Genomic DNA, 16,266 nt, shown 5'->3' with positions numbered 1-16,266 from the left:
CTTCACCAGACCTGCATATTCCCTGCACCGTCCCGGCAAACGACTGCCCGGATATCCATCTACCTGCCCCGTGACTCCCAGAAGTCCGAAAGGCACTGACCGACGTTCTTTCTGTTTACCATCTGGAAATGCTCCCATTCCCTTGGGAACAGTTCCAGATATTCTTTTTTCAGGAACCTGTCATCGAGAAGCAATATGATTCCCTCGTCCTCCGTCGTCCGGATCACACGGCCCGCCGCCTGTAAAACCTTATTCATTCCCGGATACTGATACGCAAAGTCAAATCCCGCTTCTTCTTTCTCCTCAAAATACCCCCTGAGAACCTCCTGTTCCACGCAGACCATTGGGAGTCCCGTTCCGACGATCACGGCACCGATGAGCCGCTCTTCCTTCAGGTCGATCCCCTCAGAGAACACACCTCCCATGACGCAGAATGCCGCAAGGGAGTGATCCCGGGGCTTTTCAAATTCTTCTAAGAATTCCAGGCGTTCCTGTTCCTTCATGCCCTGTCCCTGGACCAGGAGATCCGCTGGGAAGTCCATGTCCTCCACGGCATATTCCACCTGTTCCATATACTGGTAGGACGGGAAGAATATCATGTAGTTGCCGCTCTTAGAGAGGACCACCTCCCTGATATACTCCGCCACCTTCCGGTATTCGCTCTCGCTGCGCCTGGAGTAGCGGCTGCTGACGTCCGTCGCAACCATGAGAAGACGTTTTTCTTCCTCGAAGGGCGAGTTCGCATAGACCGCGTAGTCGTCCTCGTTTCCGGAGAGCAGTGTCTTGTAATACCGGATCGGCAGCATGGTTGCCGAAAACAGGATCGTGCTGTTTCCCTGGGACATGCAGAGGGAGAGGTTCGCCGACGGGTCCACGCAGAAAAGCCTTACTTTAAAGGAAGTGACTCCCACGTTCTCCGCGTAGATCCGGTAATGGTCATCCAAAAGCTCGTACACGTTTAAGAAATCCCTGAGACCAAAGTAAAAGTCCAGAACTGTATCCCTACCCTCAAACTCCGGAAAATCTTCCAAGAATGTCTCCATATCGGAGAACACTGCCATCGCAGCTGCCGCTAAGGATGTCACATCGGAGAGCAGCTGCCATGTCTCGCACTCCCGCTTCATTCCCAGCATCACCTGGCTGCATTTTTCCAGATTTTTCTCCAAGCGGGGCGCTTTCTGCTTTACGAGGCGCTTTACGGTGAGGAGATCTTCTTTTTTTAATTCGGCGCTGTACATCTCCCTCGCGCGGGAGACCAGATTGTGGGCCTCATCCACGAGGAACAGATAATCACCTTTCTGTCCGTCCGCGAAGTAGCGTTTCAAGCGCACATTCGGGTCAAACACATAGTTGTAATCGCAGATGATCCCGTCGGTCCAGCTGGAGATGTCCAGACAGTATTCAAATGGGCATACCCGGTACTTTTCCGCGTACTGCAGGATCTTCTCTCTTGTCATCTCCTGTTCCAGGTGGAGAATATCGAATACCGCCTCATTGACCCGGTCAAAGTGGCCTTTCGCGTATGGGCATGCGTCCGGGTTGCACTCGCACTCGTCCATGGGACAGAGTTTTTCCTTTGCCGTTATTGTCACCGAGGTGAAGATCAGGCCATGATCCCTTAAGATCCGAAACGCCTCCTCCGCCACGGTCCTCGTCACGGTCTTTGCGGTGAGGTAAAAGAGCTTGTCTCCCTTTCCTTCCCCGATGGCACGGACCGCCGGGAATACAGTGGAGAGCGTCTTTCCGATTCCCGTGGGAGCCTGGATAAACAGGCGTTTTTTCCGGCTGACGGTCCGGTAGACGGATACTACAAGGTCACGCTGTCCCGCCCGGTAAGGGAACGGGAATTCCAGGTGCCCGATGGAGGCGTCACGGATCAGCTCATGGTGGTAGAGGTACCTCGCCCACTTAAAATATTCGTGAACCACGCCGGAAAACCATGTCTCCAGCTCTTCTCTCGAGCGGTCGGTCTGGAATCTTTTTATTTCCTCTGTTTCAAGGTTACAGTAGGTCATCTGCAGGCGGATCCCGTCGAGATCTTTGTCGCAGCAGTAAAAATATCCGTAGCACATGGCCTGGGCGAGATGGACCTCGATGGGCTCCTCCAGCCTTGAAATGTCCGTGTACATGCCTTTGATCTCGTCGATCACCGGGATCCCGTTTTCCGCGAAGATTCCATCGGCGCGTCCCTCCACGAGAAGCGTGATCTCCTGCTCCTCGTCCTGGACCTCATGCTTTAAGGGGACCTCCGCCCGGTAGCCGGCTCCCATCCGCTTCTGGATCTTCCTGTGGATCCTTCCTCCCGCCAGCATGGCATCCTTCTGGGCGTTTCCGGAACAGCGGTTGTCGATATCCCCGGAGCGCAGCACGAATTCCACCAGGTTCCGGACCGAGATCCGGATCGCTTTCCTGTTTTCTTCGCTCATGAGACGCTCCTTTCCTGTGGATATGCTGATCGACCACCGCTCACCACCCCACATATGTTCCTCTTTTTCCTGAATCCTGCTATATGCCGCACATATCGCTCCCGCAAGTATAACATTTTTACAATTTCCTGTAAAGTAATGCCGTGTGTTCACAGAACATATGGCAGGTCATCTGTCAGAAGCTTTCCGTGCTATTTTCCCGTGCTGCCGGAATTTTCACGCTTTGTGCCGCCCGCCGCGCGCAAAAAAAGACAGCCTGCCGTACTTTCATACAGCCGCTGCCTCTTTCTTTATCTTTATGTATATTTTTACGCTACCGCGTGCATCGGATTCTTTCTCTCAAGAAAAGCTTCGAACGGCGCATTCTCGCCGTTATATTCAACGGTGAGGATCTTTGTCAGATCAAGGCTCAGTACTCCGAGAAGAGACTTCGCGTCGATGATCATACGGTTATAAAATACATTTACATCAAAATCGCAGCCGCTTGCGATGCTGACAAACTCCTTCGCCTCGTCTGCGGATACAAATTTTACTTTTTTCTGTTTCATCATGATTCCTTAACTCCTTTTTTGTTAAACCCTTTGATGTCAAATCCTTTATATTTTTACGATTCTACATTTATACCACATTCAAATTCAAGCGTCAATCGACAATTATCACCATCTTTTTGATAGTTTTATGACAAATTTTGTCATTTGTTACAGAAAAGCAGCCAGATTTGTCTGATGTCTCCGTCAACTCCGGATGTTTTCACACAAAAATCCGGCAATCTGCCCGACAACTCCTATTCTCTGTGGAATACAATCAAAAAAGCCGGATGCACAGCGGCAGTCATCTCTGACATTACCATACTATGCATCCGGCAGTCTTTGGCATTTACATATTTACATTAAAATATACTTGAGGATGAAGAGCACCGCCAGGATATACATGACCGGAGTGATCTTCTCCTTCTTTCCGGCAAAGAGGTTCATGACAACATAGGCGATAACTCCCATGGAGATTCCCTCGGAGATGCTGTAGAAGAACGGCATCGCGATGATGCAGAGGAATGCCGGGATTCCTTCTGCCGGATCCTTGAAATCGATCTCCGATACGGAGCCGATCATGTAGAAGCCTACAACGATCAGGGCCGGAGCCGTCGCAAAGGACGGGATTGCAAGGAAGATCGGGGATAGGAACAAGGATAACAGGAACAGGATACCGGTCGTTAAGGATGTAAGACCGGTTCTACCGCCCTCTGTCACGCCGGAAGCACTCTCCACGAATGTTGTAACTGTGGATGTACCGAGGCAGGCACCGCAGGTCGTACCGACCGCATCTGCAAGGAGTGCGCCCTTGATCCGCGGGAGTCTTCCCTCGGAATCCAGCATATCCGCCTTCGCGGACACACCGATCAGGGTTCCAAGTGTGTCGAAAAGGTCAACGAACAGGAACGCGAATACGATAATGATGAATTCCAGTACCGGAACACCCTTTAAGCTGAACTTGAACATGATCGGCGCCAGGCTCGGGATGGAGATTCCGTTGGAAAAATCCGGGAGCAGGTTGTAGAAGCCGAGATCCGGATTCGGGATGTAAATGCCCGCAAACTGGCAGATGATTCCGAGGATCCAGGTGATCAGGATACCCCAGAGAATATTTCCTTTGACATTCTTTACGATCAGGATTCCAGTGATCAGAACACCAAAGATCGCAAGGAGTACGGTGATCCCCGCGTCGCTCATGGACGCTGTGAGACCGTCAGCGAGAGTTTTGTTGTAGCCGTCAACAGAGAACAGACCTACAAGCGTTGCTCCACCGATCACGATCTTCGCATTCTGAAGACCAAGGAATGTGATGAAGAGACCGATTCCAACGCTGACCGCTTTCTTTAAGTTAAACGGGATCGCGTTGAAAATCGCTTCCCTGATGTTGAAGCAGGACAGGATGATAAAGATGATACCTTCCGTGAGAACTGCCGCAAGAGCAACTTCCCAGGAATAGCCCATACCGAGAACGACCGTGTATGCAAAGTAAGCGTTCAGACCCATTCCAGGTGCCAGAGCGAACGGGTAGTTCGCGAACAGTGCCATACAGAGTGTTCCGATAAAGGATGCCACCGCTGTCGCTGTGAAGACCGCTCCGTGGTCCATTCCGGCTGCCGCCAGAATGTTCGGGTTTACCGCCAGGATGTACGCCATCGTCATAAACGATGTCACACCGGCCATGATCTCAGTCTTAACAGTTGTGTTGTTTTCCTTGAGATGGAAAATTTTTTCGAGACTCATTTGTTTCCCTCCAATTTGTTTTATCAGTTTTTGTTATAAAACCGCTACTTTCTATTATACGTGGTACTAATAGAAAAGGCAAGGGAAAGAAATTGGGGGTTCCGAATATGGTTACAGTTCAGCCATGCGCTGGTTTGAATGAGAAAGTGTGTTGCAAGCTTGCTTGCATAAGCACTTTTTCATCCAAATCAGCATATGGTGGAACCACCAAGCTTCTTGTTTTCATGAATATGAAAACAAGAAGATGTAATGGCTGAACTGTAACCGAATATGGCATCTGCTCCACAGGGAACTTTCCCCGCTTCTGCCTCCTGCATCTTCGAATTACTTTCTCATAATGATCTCGTCTCTTCCCGGACCATTGGAAACCATCGTGATCGGCACTCCGATCTCCTCCTCGATGGTCTCGATATACTTCTTACAGTTCTCCGGAAGATCCTCGTAGTTCTTGATTCCGCGGATCTCGCACTTCCAGCCCGGAAGAGTCTTGTATACCGGTTTTGCTTTCTCAAGCTCCGGAGTTGTCGGGAAGTCTTTTGTTACCTTTCCATCGATCTCATAGCCTACGCAGATATGAAGCTCGTCAAGATATCCTAAAACGTCGAGAACCGTGAGGGCAACCTCTGTGGATCCCTGGATCTGTACGCCATATCTTGATGCGACTGCATCGAACCATCCCATTCTTCTCGGGCGGCCTGTCGTCGCACCGAACTCACCGCCGTCACCGCCGCGGCGTCTTAACTCGTCTGCCTCTTCACCGAAGATCTCGCTGACAAACGCACCTGCGCCGACTGCGCTGGAGTAAGCCTTAACGACTGTTGTGATGTTCTTGATCTCGTACGGCGGGATGCCTGCGCCGATCGCGCCGTATGCAGCCAGTGTGGAGGAAGAAGTAACCATCGGGTAGATACCGTGATCCGGATCCTTTAAGGAACCGAGCTGGCCCTCTAAGAGGACATTTTTTCCTGCCTTGATCGCATCGCGAAGGTATTTGGATGTGTCGCATACATACGGAGCGACCATCTCCTTATACTCCATAAGTGTATTGAAGATCTCCTTCGGATCAAGAGCCGGCTGATGATATAAATGCTCTAACATCACATTTTTCAGTGTGCAGACATTTTCGATCTTATCCATCAGTTCCTTCTCATCACCGAATAACTCGTTGACCTGGAAACCGATCTTTGCGTATTTATCAGAATAGAACGGAGCAATTCCGGACTTTGTGGAGCCAAAGGACTTACCTGCCAGACGCGCTTCCTCATAAGTATCGAATAAAATGTGGTACGGCATTAAGATCTGTGCTCTGTCGGACACAAGGATCTTCGGCATCGGAACGCCCTGGCTTGTCAGGTCGTTTAATTCTTTAACAAGGAACGGGATGTTTAATGCCACGCCGTTTCCGATGATGCTTGTTGTATGATTATAGAATACACCTGACGGAAGAAGATGAAGGGCAAATTTTCCGTAATTGTTGATAATTGTGTGACCAGCGTTACTGCCGCCCTGGAAACGGACAATAATGTCGGATTCCTTTGCAAGCATATCTGTGATCTTACCTTTTCCCTCATCGCCCCAGTTGGCGCCTACGATTGCTCTAACCATGTTCTAATATCCTCCTTTGGACGTTTAAACGGAATGCGCGTTCCGCATCCCGGCGTCTTACGCGGTTGTACGTGTCATACTCATGACACTCCCATAGTTTACAACAAAATCATCCATAAGTAAAGACAATATTTATTATGAAGTCCATAATGTCTAATTATGGTTACAGCACACGGGCACTCCATGCCCGCGTACTGTAACAGGATTTTGCCGATGCTTCGCATTCCGAATCGGCAAAATCCGCGGCCATAACAGTATCTTACGGAATTTTCAGTTCAGAAAATTCCTACCCATGAAAAGTAACTAATTATGCACTGCAATTCATACAGGGCACGAACTACAGACGGAAAACATTTTATCCTATACTTTTCGTTCCCTTAAGACCTCTAAGAACCTCTCCCCTGCCGGGGAAATCGGCACCTTCTTATCCGTCACGACGCAGATCTCCCGCTCCGGCATCATCTCCCGGAAGGCGAGCTCGAAGAGCTCCCCGCTCTCGATCTTCTCCTTTGCGAACTCTTCCATCACGCAGCCGATCCCCATGTTCCGGATCGCGAACTGGACGATCATATCGCTGGTGGCCAGCTCAAACTCCGGTTCCAGAATGATCCCCCTCTGTTCCAAAAAACGGTCCATGAACTTTCTGGTACTCGTATCCTTTTCCAGGAAGATACATGGCAGGTGTTCCAGCTCCCTGTACTCCATTCTCTTTCCCTTTAATGTCCAAAACTTATTTCCAGCCACAAAGGTATTCCGGATCTTCTTCACCTCGAAGGATTCCACCTCCGGTCTCGCGTCAAATGGCGTGCTCACCACACCGAAATCGATTTTTCCCTCGTACAGGGACTCGATGGTCTCCGGTGTCGGCGCGTTTGACACCATGACCTTGATATTCGGGTAGCGCTCATGGAAAGTCTCAAGGTACGGGAGCAGGTAAAACTGCAGTGTCATATCGCTGGCACCGATCCTCACCTCTCCCATGTCCATATCCACAAGACGTTTTAACATCTCCTCACCGTCCATGAGGTTTTCCATCCCGCGCTCCACATATGGATACAGAAGCTTTCCCTCTGTGGTGAGCCGCACACCCTTCTGGGTCCGAAGAAAAAGCTTTGTGTTCAGCGCTTTTTCCAGCTGCTTGATCGCCTGACTCGCCGCAGGCTGGGAAATGCAGAGCGCCTCTGCTGCAGCGGTAATGCTGCCGAGGCGCCCTACATAGTAAAATACTTTATAATATTCCGTACTGATGCTGCTCGCATGATCCATTATACGTTGATCTCCGCTTTCACTCCGAGAAGATCCGCGTTTTCCTTTAAGATCGGGCGGACAACCTCATCCAGGAACTCATCTACCTGCTTCGGTGCGCGTCCGACGTACTTCTTCGGATCCATCGTCTTCTTTAACTCATCAAGGCTTAAATTGAAGGACGGATCTGCCGCGATAAGCTCTAAGAGGTTGTTGTCCTTTCCTTCTACCTTCACATTCTTTCCTGCTTCCATGGAAAGCTCGCGGATACGCTCGTGAAGCTCTTGTCTGTCTCCGCCGGCCTTTACCGCATCCATCATGATGTTCTCAGTAGCCATAAACGGAAGCTCGGCCATTAAGTGCTTCTCAATCACCTTCGGATATACCACAAGACCATCCACAACATTTAAGTAGAGATCCAGAATACCGTCGATCGCAAGGAATCCTTCCGGAACGGAGAGACGCTTGTTCGCGGAGTCATCCAGAGTACGCTCGAACCACTGGGTGGAGGCAACAAGCATCGGGTTCATCATATCAGACATCACATAGTTCGCCAAGGACGCGATACGCTCACTTCTCATCGGGTTTCTCTTATATGCCATAGCGGAGGAACCGATCTGGTTCTTCTCAAACGGCTCTTCCACTTCTTTTAAGTGCTGGAGGAGACGGATATCGTTGGAGAACTTATGGGCGCTCTGGGCGATTCCGGCAAGAACGGAAAGCACACGGCTGTCGATCTTTCTGGAATATGTCTGACCGGATACCGGGTAGCACTGGGAGAATCCCATCTTTGCGGCGATCCGTCTGTCTGCCTCGCGGCACTTCTCATGATCCCCGTCAAAGAGCTCTAAGAAGCTTGCCTGAGTACCTGTAGTTCCCTTGGAACCGAGTAATTTCATGGAACCGATCACATGGTCAAGATCCTCAAGGTCAAGGCAGAGTTCCTGCAGCCATAAGGTCGCACGCTTTCCTACGGTTGTCGGCTGGGCCGGCTGGAAGTGTGTGAATGCCAGTGTCGGGAGCTCTTTATACTTATCAGCGAAATCAGAAAGCTCTTTCATCACATTGATGAGTTTTTTTCTGACAAGCTTTAATGCCTCCGTCATCAGGATGAGGTCGGTGTTGTCTCCAACGTAGCAGGATGTGGCACCGAGGTGGATGATTCCCTTTGCCTTCGGGCACTGGAGTCCGTAAGCGTATACGTGGGACATCACATCGTGGCGGACAAGCTTTTCTCTCGCCTTTGCCTCCTCGAAGTTGATATCCTCGGCATGTGCCTTTAACTCTTCGATCTGCTCATCTGTGATCGGAAGACCGAGTTCTTTTTCTGTCTCGGCTAATGCGATCCATAATTTTCTCCATGTGCGGAATTTCTTCTCCGGAGAGAAAATGTACTGCATTTCCCTGCTTGCGTATCGCTCAGAGAGCGGGCTCTGGTATCTGTCGTTCATGACAAAATCCTCTTTTCTAATTCAATGTTTTTGTAGTTCAATATATTTTCACGAATTTTCAGCTAACTATGGGGTTTTGTGGAACATTAAAATTCCCCTTGTTATTTCTCATAACTTCCGCGGATATCTTCTTCCGGCGGATCCACCGGATACTCTCCGGAGAAGCATGCCGTACAGATCGGAAGTCCGTTTGCCATTTCACTTAAGCGCTCCATCTTTAAGTACGCTAACGAATCTGCTCCGATCACCTTGCAGATCTCATCCACGGTACGTTTGTGGGCGATGAGCTGCTCGCTGGACGGGATATCGGTTCCGAAATAACACGGATAGAGGAACGGCGGTGCGGAAATTCTCATATGTACTTCCTTTGCTCCTGCCTCACGCAGCATATCCACGATCAGGTTGCTGGTGGTTCCGCGGACGATGGAGTCGTCAATCATAACGACGCGCTTTCCTTCCACGGCCTCTTTCAATACGTTTAATTTAATACGGACTGCAGACTCACGGCTGCTCTGGCCCGGCTTAATAAAGGTTCTTCCCACATAAGAGTTCTTTACGAAGGCCATCGCGTAAGGGATGCCGGATTCCATGGAATATCCAAGGGCTGCTGCGTTTCCGGACTCTGGAACGCCCACAACGATGTCTGCGTCCACCGGTGAATCCTTTGCGAGGCAGCGGCCTGCGTAGATTCTGGAGTGGTATACACCGACGCCGTCAAAGACGCTGTCCGGTCTTGCAAAGTAAATATATTCAAAAATACATCTTGCCTCTTTTTTCGGGTCATGCATCATGAGATTGGACTTGATTCCATCCTTATTGATCGTTACGATCTCGCCCGGAAGCACGTCGCGGACGAAGGTAGCACCGATCGTGTCAAGCGCGCATGTCTCGGAGGTCAGAATATAGGCATTATCACGCTTTCCGATACAGAGCGGCTTGAATCCCTGCGGATCGCGGGCACCGATGAGTTTTCTCGGGCTGCTGATCACAAGGGAGTACGCACCCTTGATCTTCTTCATAGCGTTTGCCACGGCTTCCTCAGCGGTTCCCACCTTACAGCGCTCTCTCGCGATATGGTAGGCGATGACCTCAGAGTCGATCGTGGTCTGGAAAATCGCTCCGTCGTAAGCGAGTTCTCTGCGAAGCTCCGGCGCATTGACAAGGTTTCCGTTGTGTGCCAGTGCCAGCGTTCCCTTCACATAATTTAAAACGAGCGGCTGTGTATTCTCGATTGTGCTGCTTCCGGCAGTCGAATACCGGACATGGCCGACACCGATGTTTCCTTTTAATTTTTCCAGCTTCTCTGACGTGAATACTTCGTTGCAGAGTCCCATCCCCTTACAGGCATTGACAACACCTTTCGGTCCGTATGTATCGCTCACCGCAATTCCGCAGCTTTCCTGTCCACGGTGCTGTAATGCGAACAATCCGTAATAAATGGTTGATGCAACATCATTTCCGTCCAGATCGTACATTCCGAAAACGCCGCACTCCTCATGCAGCTCGTCTGTTCCCCAGTCTAAAGTAAGTGATTTCTCCATAAATGCTTTTCATCCTCTGATTTATAAGTTTTTGCGATAAAACAGCAGTGTTTCAGTAGAAATTATAATACATACCCTATGGAAAATCAAGAAGAAGTTCCTCTCTCAAGGAGTCCTGTGGACTTCTTTGTGAAACCAGAACAAATTTCCGGCCCCTTTTTCGATCCCGATACCATAAATTTCCCCCTCCGTCTCAGAGGCGGTCCCATCTGGAATCCCTGTTTCAATATCCGGCACCAGGTATGTCTTCTCTGTCATCCTGGAGCACGCACAGGAATACGCGAGCCAGAGGAGTTCCAGCAGTAAAAGGATCCTCGCTGTCTTTACAGCAGCTCTTCTTATCTTTTCCCTTCGGTACCCGTGTCTCCACGGATGGTATGGATGGTACAGATAGCGGATGGCGTTCACTCCTTTCAAAATTCAGGCTGATACTTTTCCACGACTTTTGATAAGTTTTTTCAAGATGTACTCTTATTATATCTGTTTTCGCATATTTTCACAACAGGAAAACTTGTTATCGTTACATTTTAGTTGCTGTGACGGGTAGGAATTTTCTAAACTGAAAATTCCGTACAATACAGTGATAGCAGTGGATTTTGGTGATTTGGAGTGCGAAGCATCGGCAAAATCACGATGCAAAAGAAACAGGGAAATGATCTTCATACCCGTCCTGCAGATCATTTCCCCGCTGTCCTGTCTTTCCGGCTCTTTCTGCCGTGTTGAGTTTCATTCCCCGGCAGTCCTGGATTCCGGTCCGGATATTTAGTTTGCCTTGGTGGTCTCCCCAGCAGTGCCGTTCGCTCCCGCCGCAGTAGTTCCTGACATGCCGGTGACATCGTCCGTCAGGTTGTGGATGCCGTCACCCACGTCATCCACCATATCCCGGAGCACACCGCCACTCTCCCCGGCTGTCTGGGACGGCGCGTTCGTGCTCTGGTTTGTGCCGTTTGTCTGTCTCTCCATTGTGGTTCCCGCTCCCGCGCTCCCCGTATCCGGGGCTGTGGTCATATTATTTCCGTTCCCTCTTCCGCAGGCCGTGATGATTGCCGCGGTCATAATGAGAAGCGCGCATGCTCTGATCCATCTGATTTTTCCCATAAAAATAATCTCCTTTCTACGGCTATTATGTGCCATAGAAAGGAGAAGTATTTTGGAAAAAAATGTATAAAACTTTAACCTCTATCAACCGACCACATCAGCCATATCGTAAAGTCCTGCCGGCTTTCCTGCGAGGAATTTTGCAGCCTCCACAGCTCCCTTTGCGAAGATCTCGCGGGAATAAGCGGTGTGTGTGAAGGTGATGACCTCGTCGCGGCCCGCGAACATAATATCATGCTCACCGACGATGGTGCCGCCGCGCATTGCCTGGATTCCGATCTCCTTTGGATCTCTTGCGACACGCTCGGAGGAACGGTCATATTTATAATGATAGCTGTTGTCGAGGCTCTCATTGATGGCATCAGCAAGGGCGATGGCGGTTCCACTCGGGGCGTCGATCTTGCGGTTGTGGTGCTTCTCTAAGATCTCGATGTCAAATCCTGCTGCCGCAAGGACCGGAGCGACCTCTTTCAATGTCTTCATGAGAAGGTTGATTCCGATGGACATATTTGCGGAGCGAAGGACTGCGTCCACCTTGCTCGCCTCTTTCACATGGTTTAACTGGTCCTCGGAAAGTCCTGTGGTGCATAAAACCACAGGAACTTTCTTCGTCTCGCAGTAGTCCAACAGTCCGTCAACCGCCTTTGCGGTGGAAAAATCGATGATGACATCTGCCTCCGGGCATTCGTCGAGGGACTTAAATACCGGGTATCCGGCATAGTTTTCTGTGTTCATATCCACGCCTGCAACGATCTCGATCGCGTCATCCTTGGAAATAATGTCCGTGATCACATGACCCATCACGCCGTGGCAGCCATTCATAATTGCTCTGATCATGTTTTTCTCCTCGTATTTTATTACAGGATACCGAAATCCTGCATTGCTTTCTTTAATACTTCCTGGTGCTGCGGCTCCATCACTGTAAGCGGAAGTCTCGGCTCGCCTACGTTCTTGCCCATTAAGTTAAGCGCAGCTTTTACCGGAATCGGATTTACTTCGGAGAACAGGGCCTCGATCAGCGGCATTGCCTTTAACTGAATGCGTCTGCTGGCCTCGATATTGCCCTTGAAGAACTCTGCGCACATGTCATGTGTCTGCTTCGGAGCCACGTTGGAGAGAACGGAGATCACGCCCTTTCCGCCGAGAGCCAACATCGGAACGACCTGGTCATCGTTTCCGGAGTATACATCCACATAGCCGCCGGAGAGCTGAAGGATCTTCGCTGCTGCGGAGAAGTTTCCACTCGCTTCCTTGACACCCACAATATTCTCCACATGCCTGCAGAGATCAACGATGGTCTCCGGTGCGATATTCACGCCTGTACGGCTCGGTACGTTGTAGAGGATCGCCGGGATCTTGATGGAGTTGGCGATCTTTGTGAAGTGGGCCTTTAAACCGTTCTGGGTCGCTTTGTTATAGTACGGGGAAACTAAGAGAACGCCGTCTGCTCCTGCCTCTTCGGCCTCAACAGAAAGCTCAACTGCTGTCTGTGTGCAGTTGGAACCTGTTCCGGCAACCACCGGGATTCTTCCGTTTACGACCTCACATACGAAGCGGATCACCTGAATGTGCTCCTCCTCAGATGTTGTCGCGGACTCGCCTGTTGTTCCCATTGCTACGATACAGTCTGTTCCAGCCGCGATCTGTTCCTCGATCAGGCTTTCCAGTACTTCATAATTTACCGTTCCATTTTCCTTAAATGGCGTTACAAGTGCTACGCCGGCTCCTTCAAAAATAGCCATCATGCGTCCTCCTCTTTATTATGTAAAAATTAAATGTCTAAGATAGATTGCGCTCTTTTGCGGAACAAAGAATCCTGTTTCACAAAAAAAGGAGCTGAAATCAAATAAGATGTCAGCTCCCGGATCTTTCAGATTAAGCAGCCCTCCATCTTTTTTCTAAAGATGACAGTCATACGGTTCTTCGCCGCATGCCCAGAAACGGGAGCCTTAGGGATTCACTTCCTGTCTCTTCGGCGCCATCCCCTTTTCTCCGGCAGCCATTTCCCATTATCTGCCGGTCTACTCATGTCAGGCGCAACCTCTACTTATCATTTATGGTATCATCATTCCTGATGATTGTCAACGTCAATGTTTTCCATCCGTGAAATATCGGTTACATATTCTTCAATACCTTCCGGACACACGCGCCCGGTCATGACCAGCTCAGTCTCCTCATCTCTTGACTCAAGAAAACTCTGGAATTCTTCCTTCGAGATAATTCCCTGATCCACGATTCCAAGAATCTCATCCAGGATCAGGACATCGCACTCACCGGTCGTCATCACCTTTCTTGCGAAATTGAAGCCGTTTCGCATGTTCATCAGTTCCTCGTGCTTCTGATCTTCCGGAAGGTCCTCAAACCGCTCTTTGGAGTGCTCAAAACGGAAGAATTTGAGATCCGGCTCGAGACGCTTCAGGACGTCTGCCGCTCCTTCTCCCAGCATACCTTTCAAGAACTGTACCATAATGACCCTTTTTCCGCGGAAAACGCCCATCATCGCGTATCCCAATGCCGATGCGGATTTTCCGTATCCCGGTCCGCAGATCACACGGACTCTGTCACTTGCCATGATCATTCCCTCACTTTGTGTATACCGTTAGCTGAAGCTTTTTAAGGCTTCTATTATGCTATATTATCACATCTCTATCCTGTTTGCAAGAGATTTGCCTGTCTGTCAAAGTTGCCCTCCCTGATGTCTTTAATATGTATTTCTACGACTCCGCATGATCCGCACATTCAAGCTTACTGACGGAGACTTCATAGGCCACACGCTTCTCGCACTCCGTCTCGCTGACCTTTTTCGTGTACTCCCTGCTCTGGACACGGCCCCAGATGAGGATCCTTGTTCCGACGCCAAATCCTGAGGCGTATCTGGCATTGCGGCCCCAGGCGATGCATGGGATATAGTCTGACTTGCCATACGGGCGGTTCACTGCTACTAAAAGGTCTGCGATCTCCCTTCCTAATGGCGTCTTCCGGTAGACCGGTTCTTTACAGATATATCCGTCCAGAAAGATCTGGTTCGTTTTCGTGTAGTCCGTGAACTCCTCCATAAAGCGGACCTCTCTGACAAACACGGACAATACCAGACGGTTCTTCGTCCCCTCGTGGCGGTTGTAGGACCGGAACTGACCGGAGGCCTCCATGGTGCAGCCCTGGTAATCCTTCGTCACATCGATCAGACGCTCTGATATCATAAGCGGAATAATGTCCGCCTGCTCACTCAAACGGTTCACGAGAAGATCCACAAGATAAAAGCCCTCCCCAAACACGGCATGGCTGAATGTGAATCCTGAAACGATCGTTCCAATTACGGTTACTTTGTTGTTTTCCATTCCTTTTTCTGTCATAGTATTTTCTCCTTTTTGATTGTTTTTTCCGCTATACGGCTTTTACCGTATATCTGTATGTAATTAGAACGTAAATTAGAACGGCTTTGTGTCATGTCTTTTCAGGTTTTTATCGACGGAAATCCCGGATTTTTTCGGTATTTCGGCATGATCTTCTATTTTTTCTCAATACAGTGGTGGCAGTGTTACTGTACACGGGTAGGAATTTTCTGAACTGAAAATTCCGTACAATACAGTGGTGGTAGTGGATTCTGCCGCATGCTGTTTTTTTACCACTCTTGTTATTTTTCTCTCTTCATGTTAATATTTTATGATGTTGAGGTCAAAAAGTCTTTTGACCTCTCTGATATAGAAAGAAAGGGCATGACCGACAGGATACCTCCTTCGCGGTTATGGAAAGGTCAGGATCTTATGCTTCGCCTGCTACTCTTCGGACGACAGGTCTATTTGAAATATTCCATGGACGAAATGTCCGTTTATGCCGCACAGGCCTCATTTTTCATCATCATGGCGGCGTTCCCGTTTTTTATGGTGCTTCTGGCCCTGATCCAGGTGGCCCCCATGATCCATGAGGCAGATCTTCTGCGTTTTCTGCTGCCTGCGATCCCGGGCCGGTTCCAGGGGCTTTTGATCTATCTCCTGGACAGCCTGCACTCCGATTCCCCGGCAGCGCTGATCTCTGTGACTGCTCTTGCGGCGGTCTGGTCCGCGGCAAAGGGAATGCTCGGGATCGAAAAGGGCTTAAACCGGGTATTCGGCGTCACATCGCCGCGAAATTATATCCTTCGCAGGGCCCTCTGCAGCGTTTATACCCTGGCATTCTCCCTGATGTGTGTGACGAGCCTTGCGCTCCTCGTATTCGGAAGCTTCCTGCAGGAGATGCTGTTAAAATGGTTCCCGGCCCTGTCCTATCTCTCCGGGATGATCTCCCTGGGACGCGGACTTGTGATGTTTATCATGCTGATGATCTTTTTCACCGCCATCTACACGGCACTTCCGCACCGGAGGCTCTCGATCTGCGGCCAGATCCCGGGAGCCATGTTTTCCGCCGCCGGATGGGCACTCACTTCCCTGGCATTTTCCGTTTACTTCCGGTATTTCGGCACATACGCTGTCACGTACGGAAGTTTGACTGCGGTGATCCTTTTTATGCTGTGGCTTTATGTCTCGATCTGCATCCTGTTTGTGGGGGCGGAGATCAACTGGTTTTTGCTGTTTTATAAAGAAAAGATCATGTCGATAAAAGAAAACGGACTGCCCTGATCAGGCAGTCCATT

At 49.8% G+C, this 16,266-nt stretch carries 13 protein-coding genes and 1 riboswitch; of the genes, 1 reads left to right on the top strand and 12 read right to left on the bottom strand.

Annotation, left to right across the window (positions count from 1 at the left end):
- Positions 1-59: 59 nt before the first annotated feature.
- From DXA87_RS09290 to DXA87_RS09225, 12 genes are all read right to left on the bottom strand, one after another.
- Entirely contained in the window at positions 60-2,426 is a 2,367-nt protein-coding gene (locus DXA87_RS09290; protein WP_117504082.1) for an ATP-dependent DNA helicase, read from the bottom strand.
- Between the two features lie 308 nt (positions 2,427-2,734).
- A complete protein-coding gene (locus DXA87_RS09285) occupies positions 2,735-2,977 on the bottom strand; it encodes an HPr family phosphocarrier protein (protein ID WP_348982214.1) in 243 nt (80 codons plus the stop codon).
- Positions 2,978-3,310: 333 nt separating this feature from the next.
- Positions 3,311-4,696, bottom strand: a complete 1,386-nt coding sequence (locus DXA87_RS09280; protein ID WP_117504042.1) for an NCS2 family permease — start codon at positions 4,694-4,696, stop codon at positions 3,311-3,313.
- A gap of 324 nt (positions 4,697-5,020) precedes the next feature.
- A complete protein-coding gene (locus tag DXA87_RS09275; protein WP_021904264.1) occupies positions 5,021-6,301 on the bottom strand; it encodes an adenylosuccinate synthase in 1,281 nt (426 codons plus the stop codon).
- 360 nt (positions 6,302-6,661) lie between these two features.
- Positions 6,662-7,567, bottom strand: coding sequence for a LysR family transcriptional regulator (locus tag DXA87_RS09270; RefSeq protein ID WP_117504039.1), 906 nt, complete (start codon positions 7,565-7,567; stop codon positions 6,662-6,664).
- The gene (purB, locus tag DXA87_RS09265; protein WP_117504037.1) at positions 7,567-8,997 is read right to left on the bottom strand and encodes an adenylosuccinate lyase; all 1,431 of its coding nucleotides are present in this window, start codon (positions 8,995-8,997) and stop codon (positions 7,567-7,569) included. Before purB ends, DXA87_RS09270 begins: the two co-directional genes overlap by 1 nt.
- Positions 8,998-9,098: 101 nt before the next feature.
- Positions 9,099-10,538, bottom strand: a complete 1,440-nt coding sequence (gene purF / locus DXA87_RS09260; protein ID WP_117469441.1) for an amidophosphoribosyltransferase — start codon at positions 10,536-10,538, stop codon at positions 9,099-9,101.
- Positions 10,539-11,300: 762 nt separating this feature from the next.
- Positions 11,301-11,636, bottom strand: a complete 336-nt coding sequence (locus DXA87_RS09245; RefSeq protein WP_015554237.1) for a hypothetical protein — start codon at positions 11,634-11,636, stop codon at positions 11,301-11,303.
- A gap of 84 nt (positions 11,637-11,720) precedes the next feature.
- A complete protein-coding gene (gene dapB, locus DXA87_RS09240; RefSeq protein WP_015554236.1) occupies positions 11,721-12,473 on the bottom strand; it encodes a 4-hydroxy-tetrahydrodipicolinate reductase in 753 nt (250 codons plus the stop codon).
- Positions 12,474-12,493: 20 nt separating this feature from the next.
- Entirely contained in the window at positions 12,494-13,378 is an 885-nt protein-coding gene (gene dapA, locus DXA87_RS09235) for a 4-hydroxy-tetrahydrodipicolinate synthase (RefSeq protein WP_015554235.1), read from the bottom strand.
- Positions 13,379-13,508: 130 nt separating this feature from the next.
- Positions 13,509-13,690, bottom strand: a riboswitch (Lysine riboswitch).
- 11 nt (positions 13,691-13,701) lie between these two features.
- Positions 13,702-14,208, bottom strand: a complete 507-nt coding sequence (locus DXA87_RS09230) for a cob(I)yrinic acid a,c-diamide adenosyltransferase (RefSeq protein ID WP_015554234.1) — start codon at positions 14,206-14,208, stop codon at positions 13,702-13,704.
- Positions 14,209-14,350: 142 nt separating this feature from the next.
- The gene (locus tag DXA87_RS09225; protein ID WP_015554233.1) at positions 14,351-14,989 is read right to left on the bottom strand and encodes a single-stranded DNA-binding protein; all 639 of its coding nucleotides are present in this window, start codon (positions 14,987-14,989) and stop codon (positions 14,351-14,353) included.
- 411 nt (positions 14,990-15,400) lie between these two features.
- Here DXA87_RS09225 and DXA87_RS09220 point away from each other — a divergent pair, with 411 nt between their 5' ends.
- Complete coding sequence (locus DXA87_RS09220) at positions 15,401-16,252, top strand: YihY/virulence factor BrkB family protein (RefSeq protein WP_117504033.1); 852 nt, start codon at positions 15,401-15,403, stop codon at positions 16,250-16,252.
- Positions 16,253-16,266 lie beyond the last annotated feature (14 nt).

Source organism: Desulfotomaculum sp. OF05-3 (assembly GCF_003435535.1).
GTDB lineage: Bacteria > Bacillota > Clostridia > Lachnospirales > Lachnospiraceae > Pilosibacter > Pilosibacter fragilis.
Note: the sequence above shows the minus strand (reverse complement) of the source record. Positions and strands in the feature narration are given on the sequence as shown.

Coding starts and splice junctions, on each gene's coding strand:
- DXA87_RS09280 (WP_117504042.1), bottom strand. CDS start 4,696: ATGAGTCTCGAAAAAATTTTCCATCTCAAGGAAAACAACACAACTGTT.
- purF (WP_117469441.1), bottom strand. CDS start 10,538: ATGGAGAAATCACTTACTTTAGACTGGGGAACAGACGAGCTGCATGAG.
- DXA87_RS09270 (WP_117504039.1), bottom strand. CDS start 7,567: ATGGATCATGCGAGCAGCATCAGTACGGAATATTATAAAGTATTTTAC.
- DXA87_RS09245 (WP_015554237.1), bottom strand. CDS start 11,636: ATGGGAAAAATCAGATGGATCAGAGCATGCGCGCTTCTCATTATGACC.
- DXA87_RS09225 (WP_015554233.1), bottom strand. CDS start 14,989: ATGACAGAAAAAGGAATGGAAAACAACAAAGTAACCGTAATTGGAACG.
- dapB (WP_015554236.1), bottom strand. CDS start 12,473: ATGATCAGAGCAATTATGAATGGCTGCCACGGCGTGATGGGTCATGTG.
- DXA87_RS09220 (WP_117504033.1), top strand. CDS start 15,401: ATGCTTCGCCTGCTACTCTTCGGACGACAGGTCTATTTGAAATATTCC.
- dapA (WP_015554235.1), bottom strand. CDS start 13,378: ATGGCTATTTTTGAAGGAGCCGGCGTAGCACTTGTAACGCCATTTAAG.
- DXA87_RS09230 (WP_015554234.1), bottom strand. CDS start 14,208: ATGGCAAGTGACAGAGTCCGTGTGATCTGCGGACCGGGATACGGAAAA.
- purB (WP_117504037.1), bottom strand. CDS start 8,997: ATGAACGACAGATACCAGAGCCCGCTCTCTGAGCGATACGCAAGCAGG.
- DXA87_RS09285 (WP_348982214.1), bottom strand. CDS start 2,977: ATGATGAAACAGAAAAAAGTAAAATTTGTATCCGCAGACGAGGCGAAG.
- DXA87_RS09290 (WP_117504082.1), bottom strand. CDS start 2,426: ATGAGCGAAGAAAACAGGAAAGCGATCCGGATCTCGGTCCGGAACCTG.
- DXA87_RS09275 (WP_021904264.1), bottom strand. CDS start 6,301: ATGGTTAGAGCAATCGTAGGCGCCAACTGGGGCGATGAGGGAAAAGGT.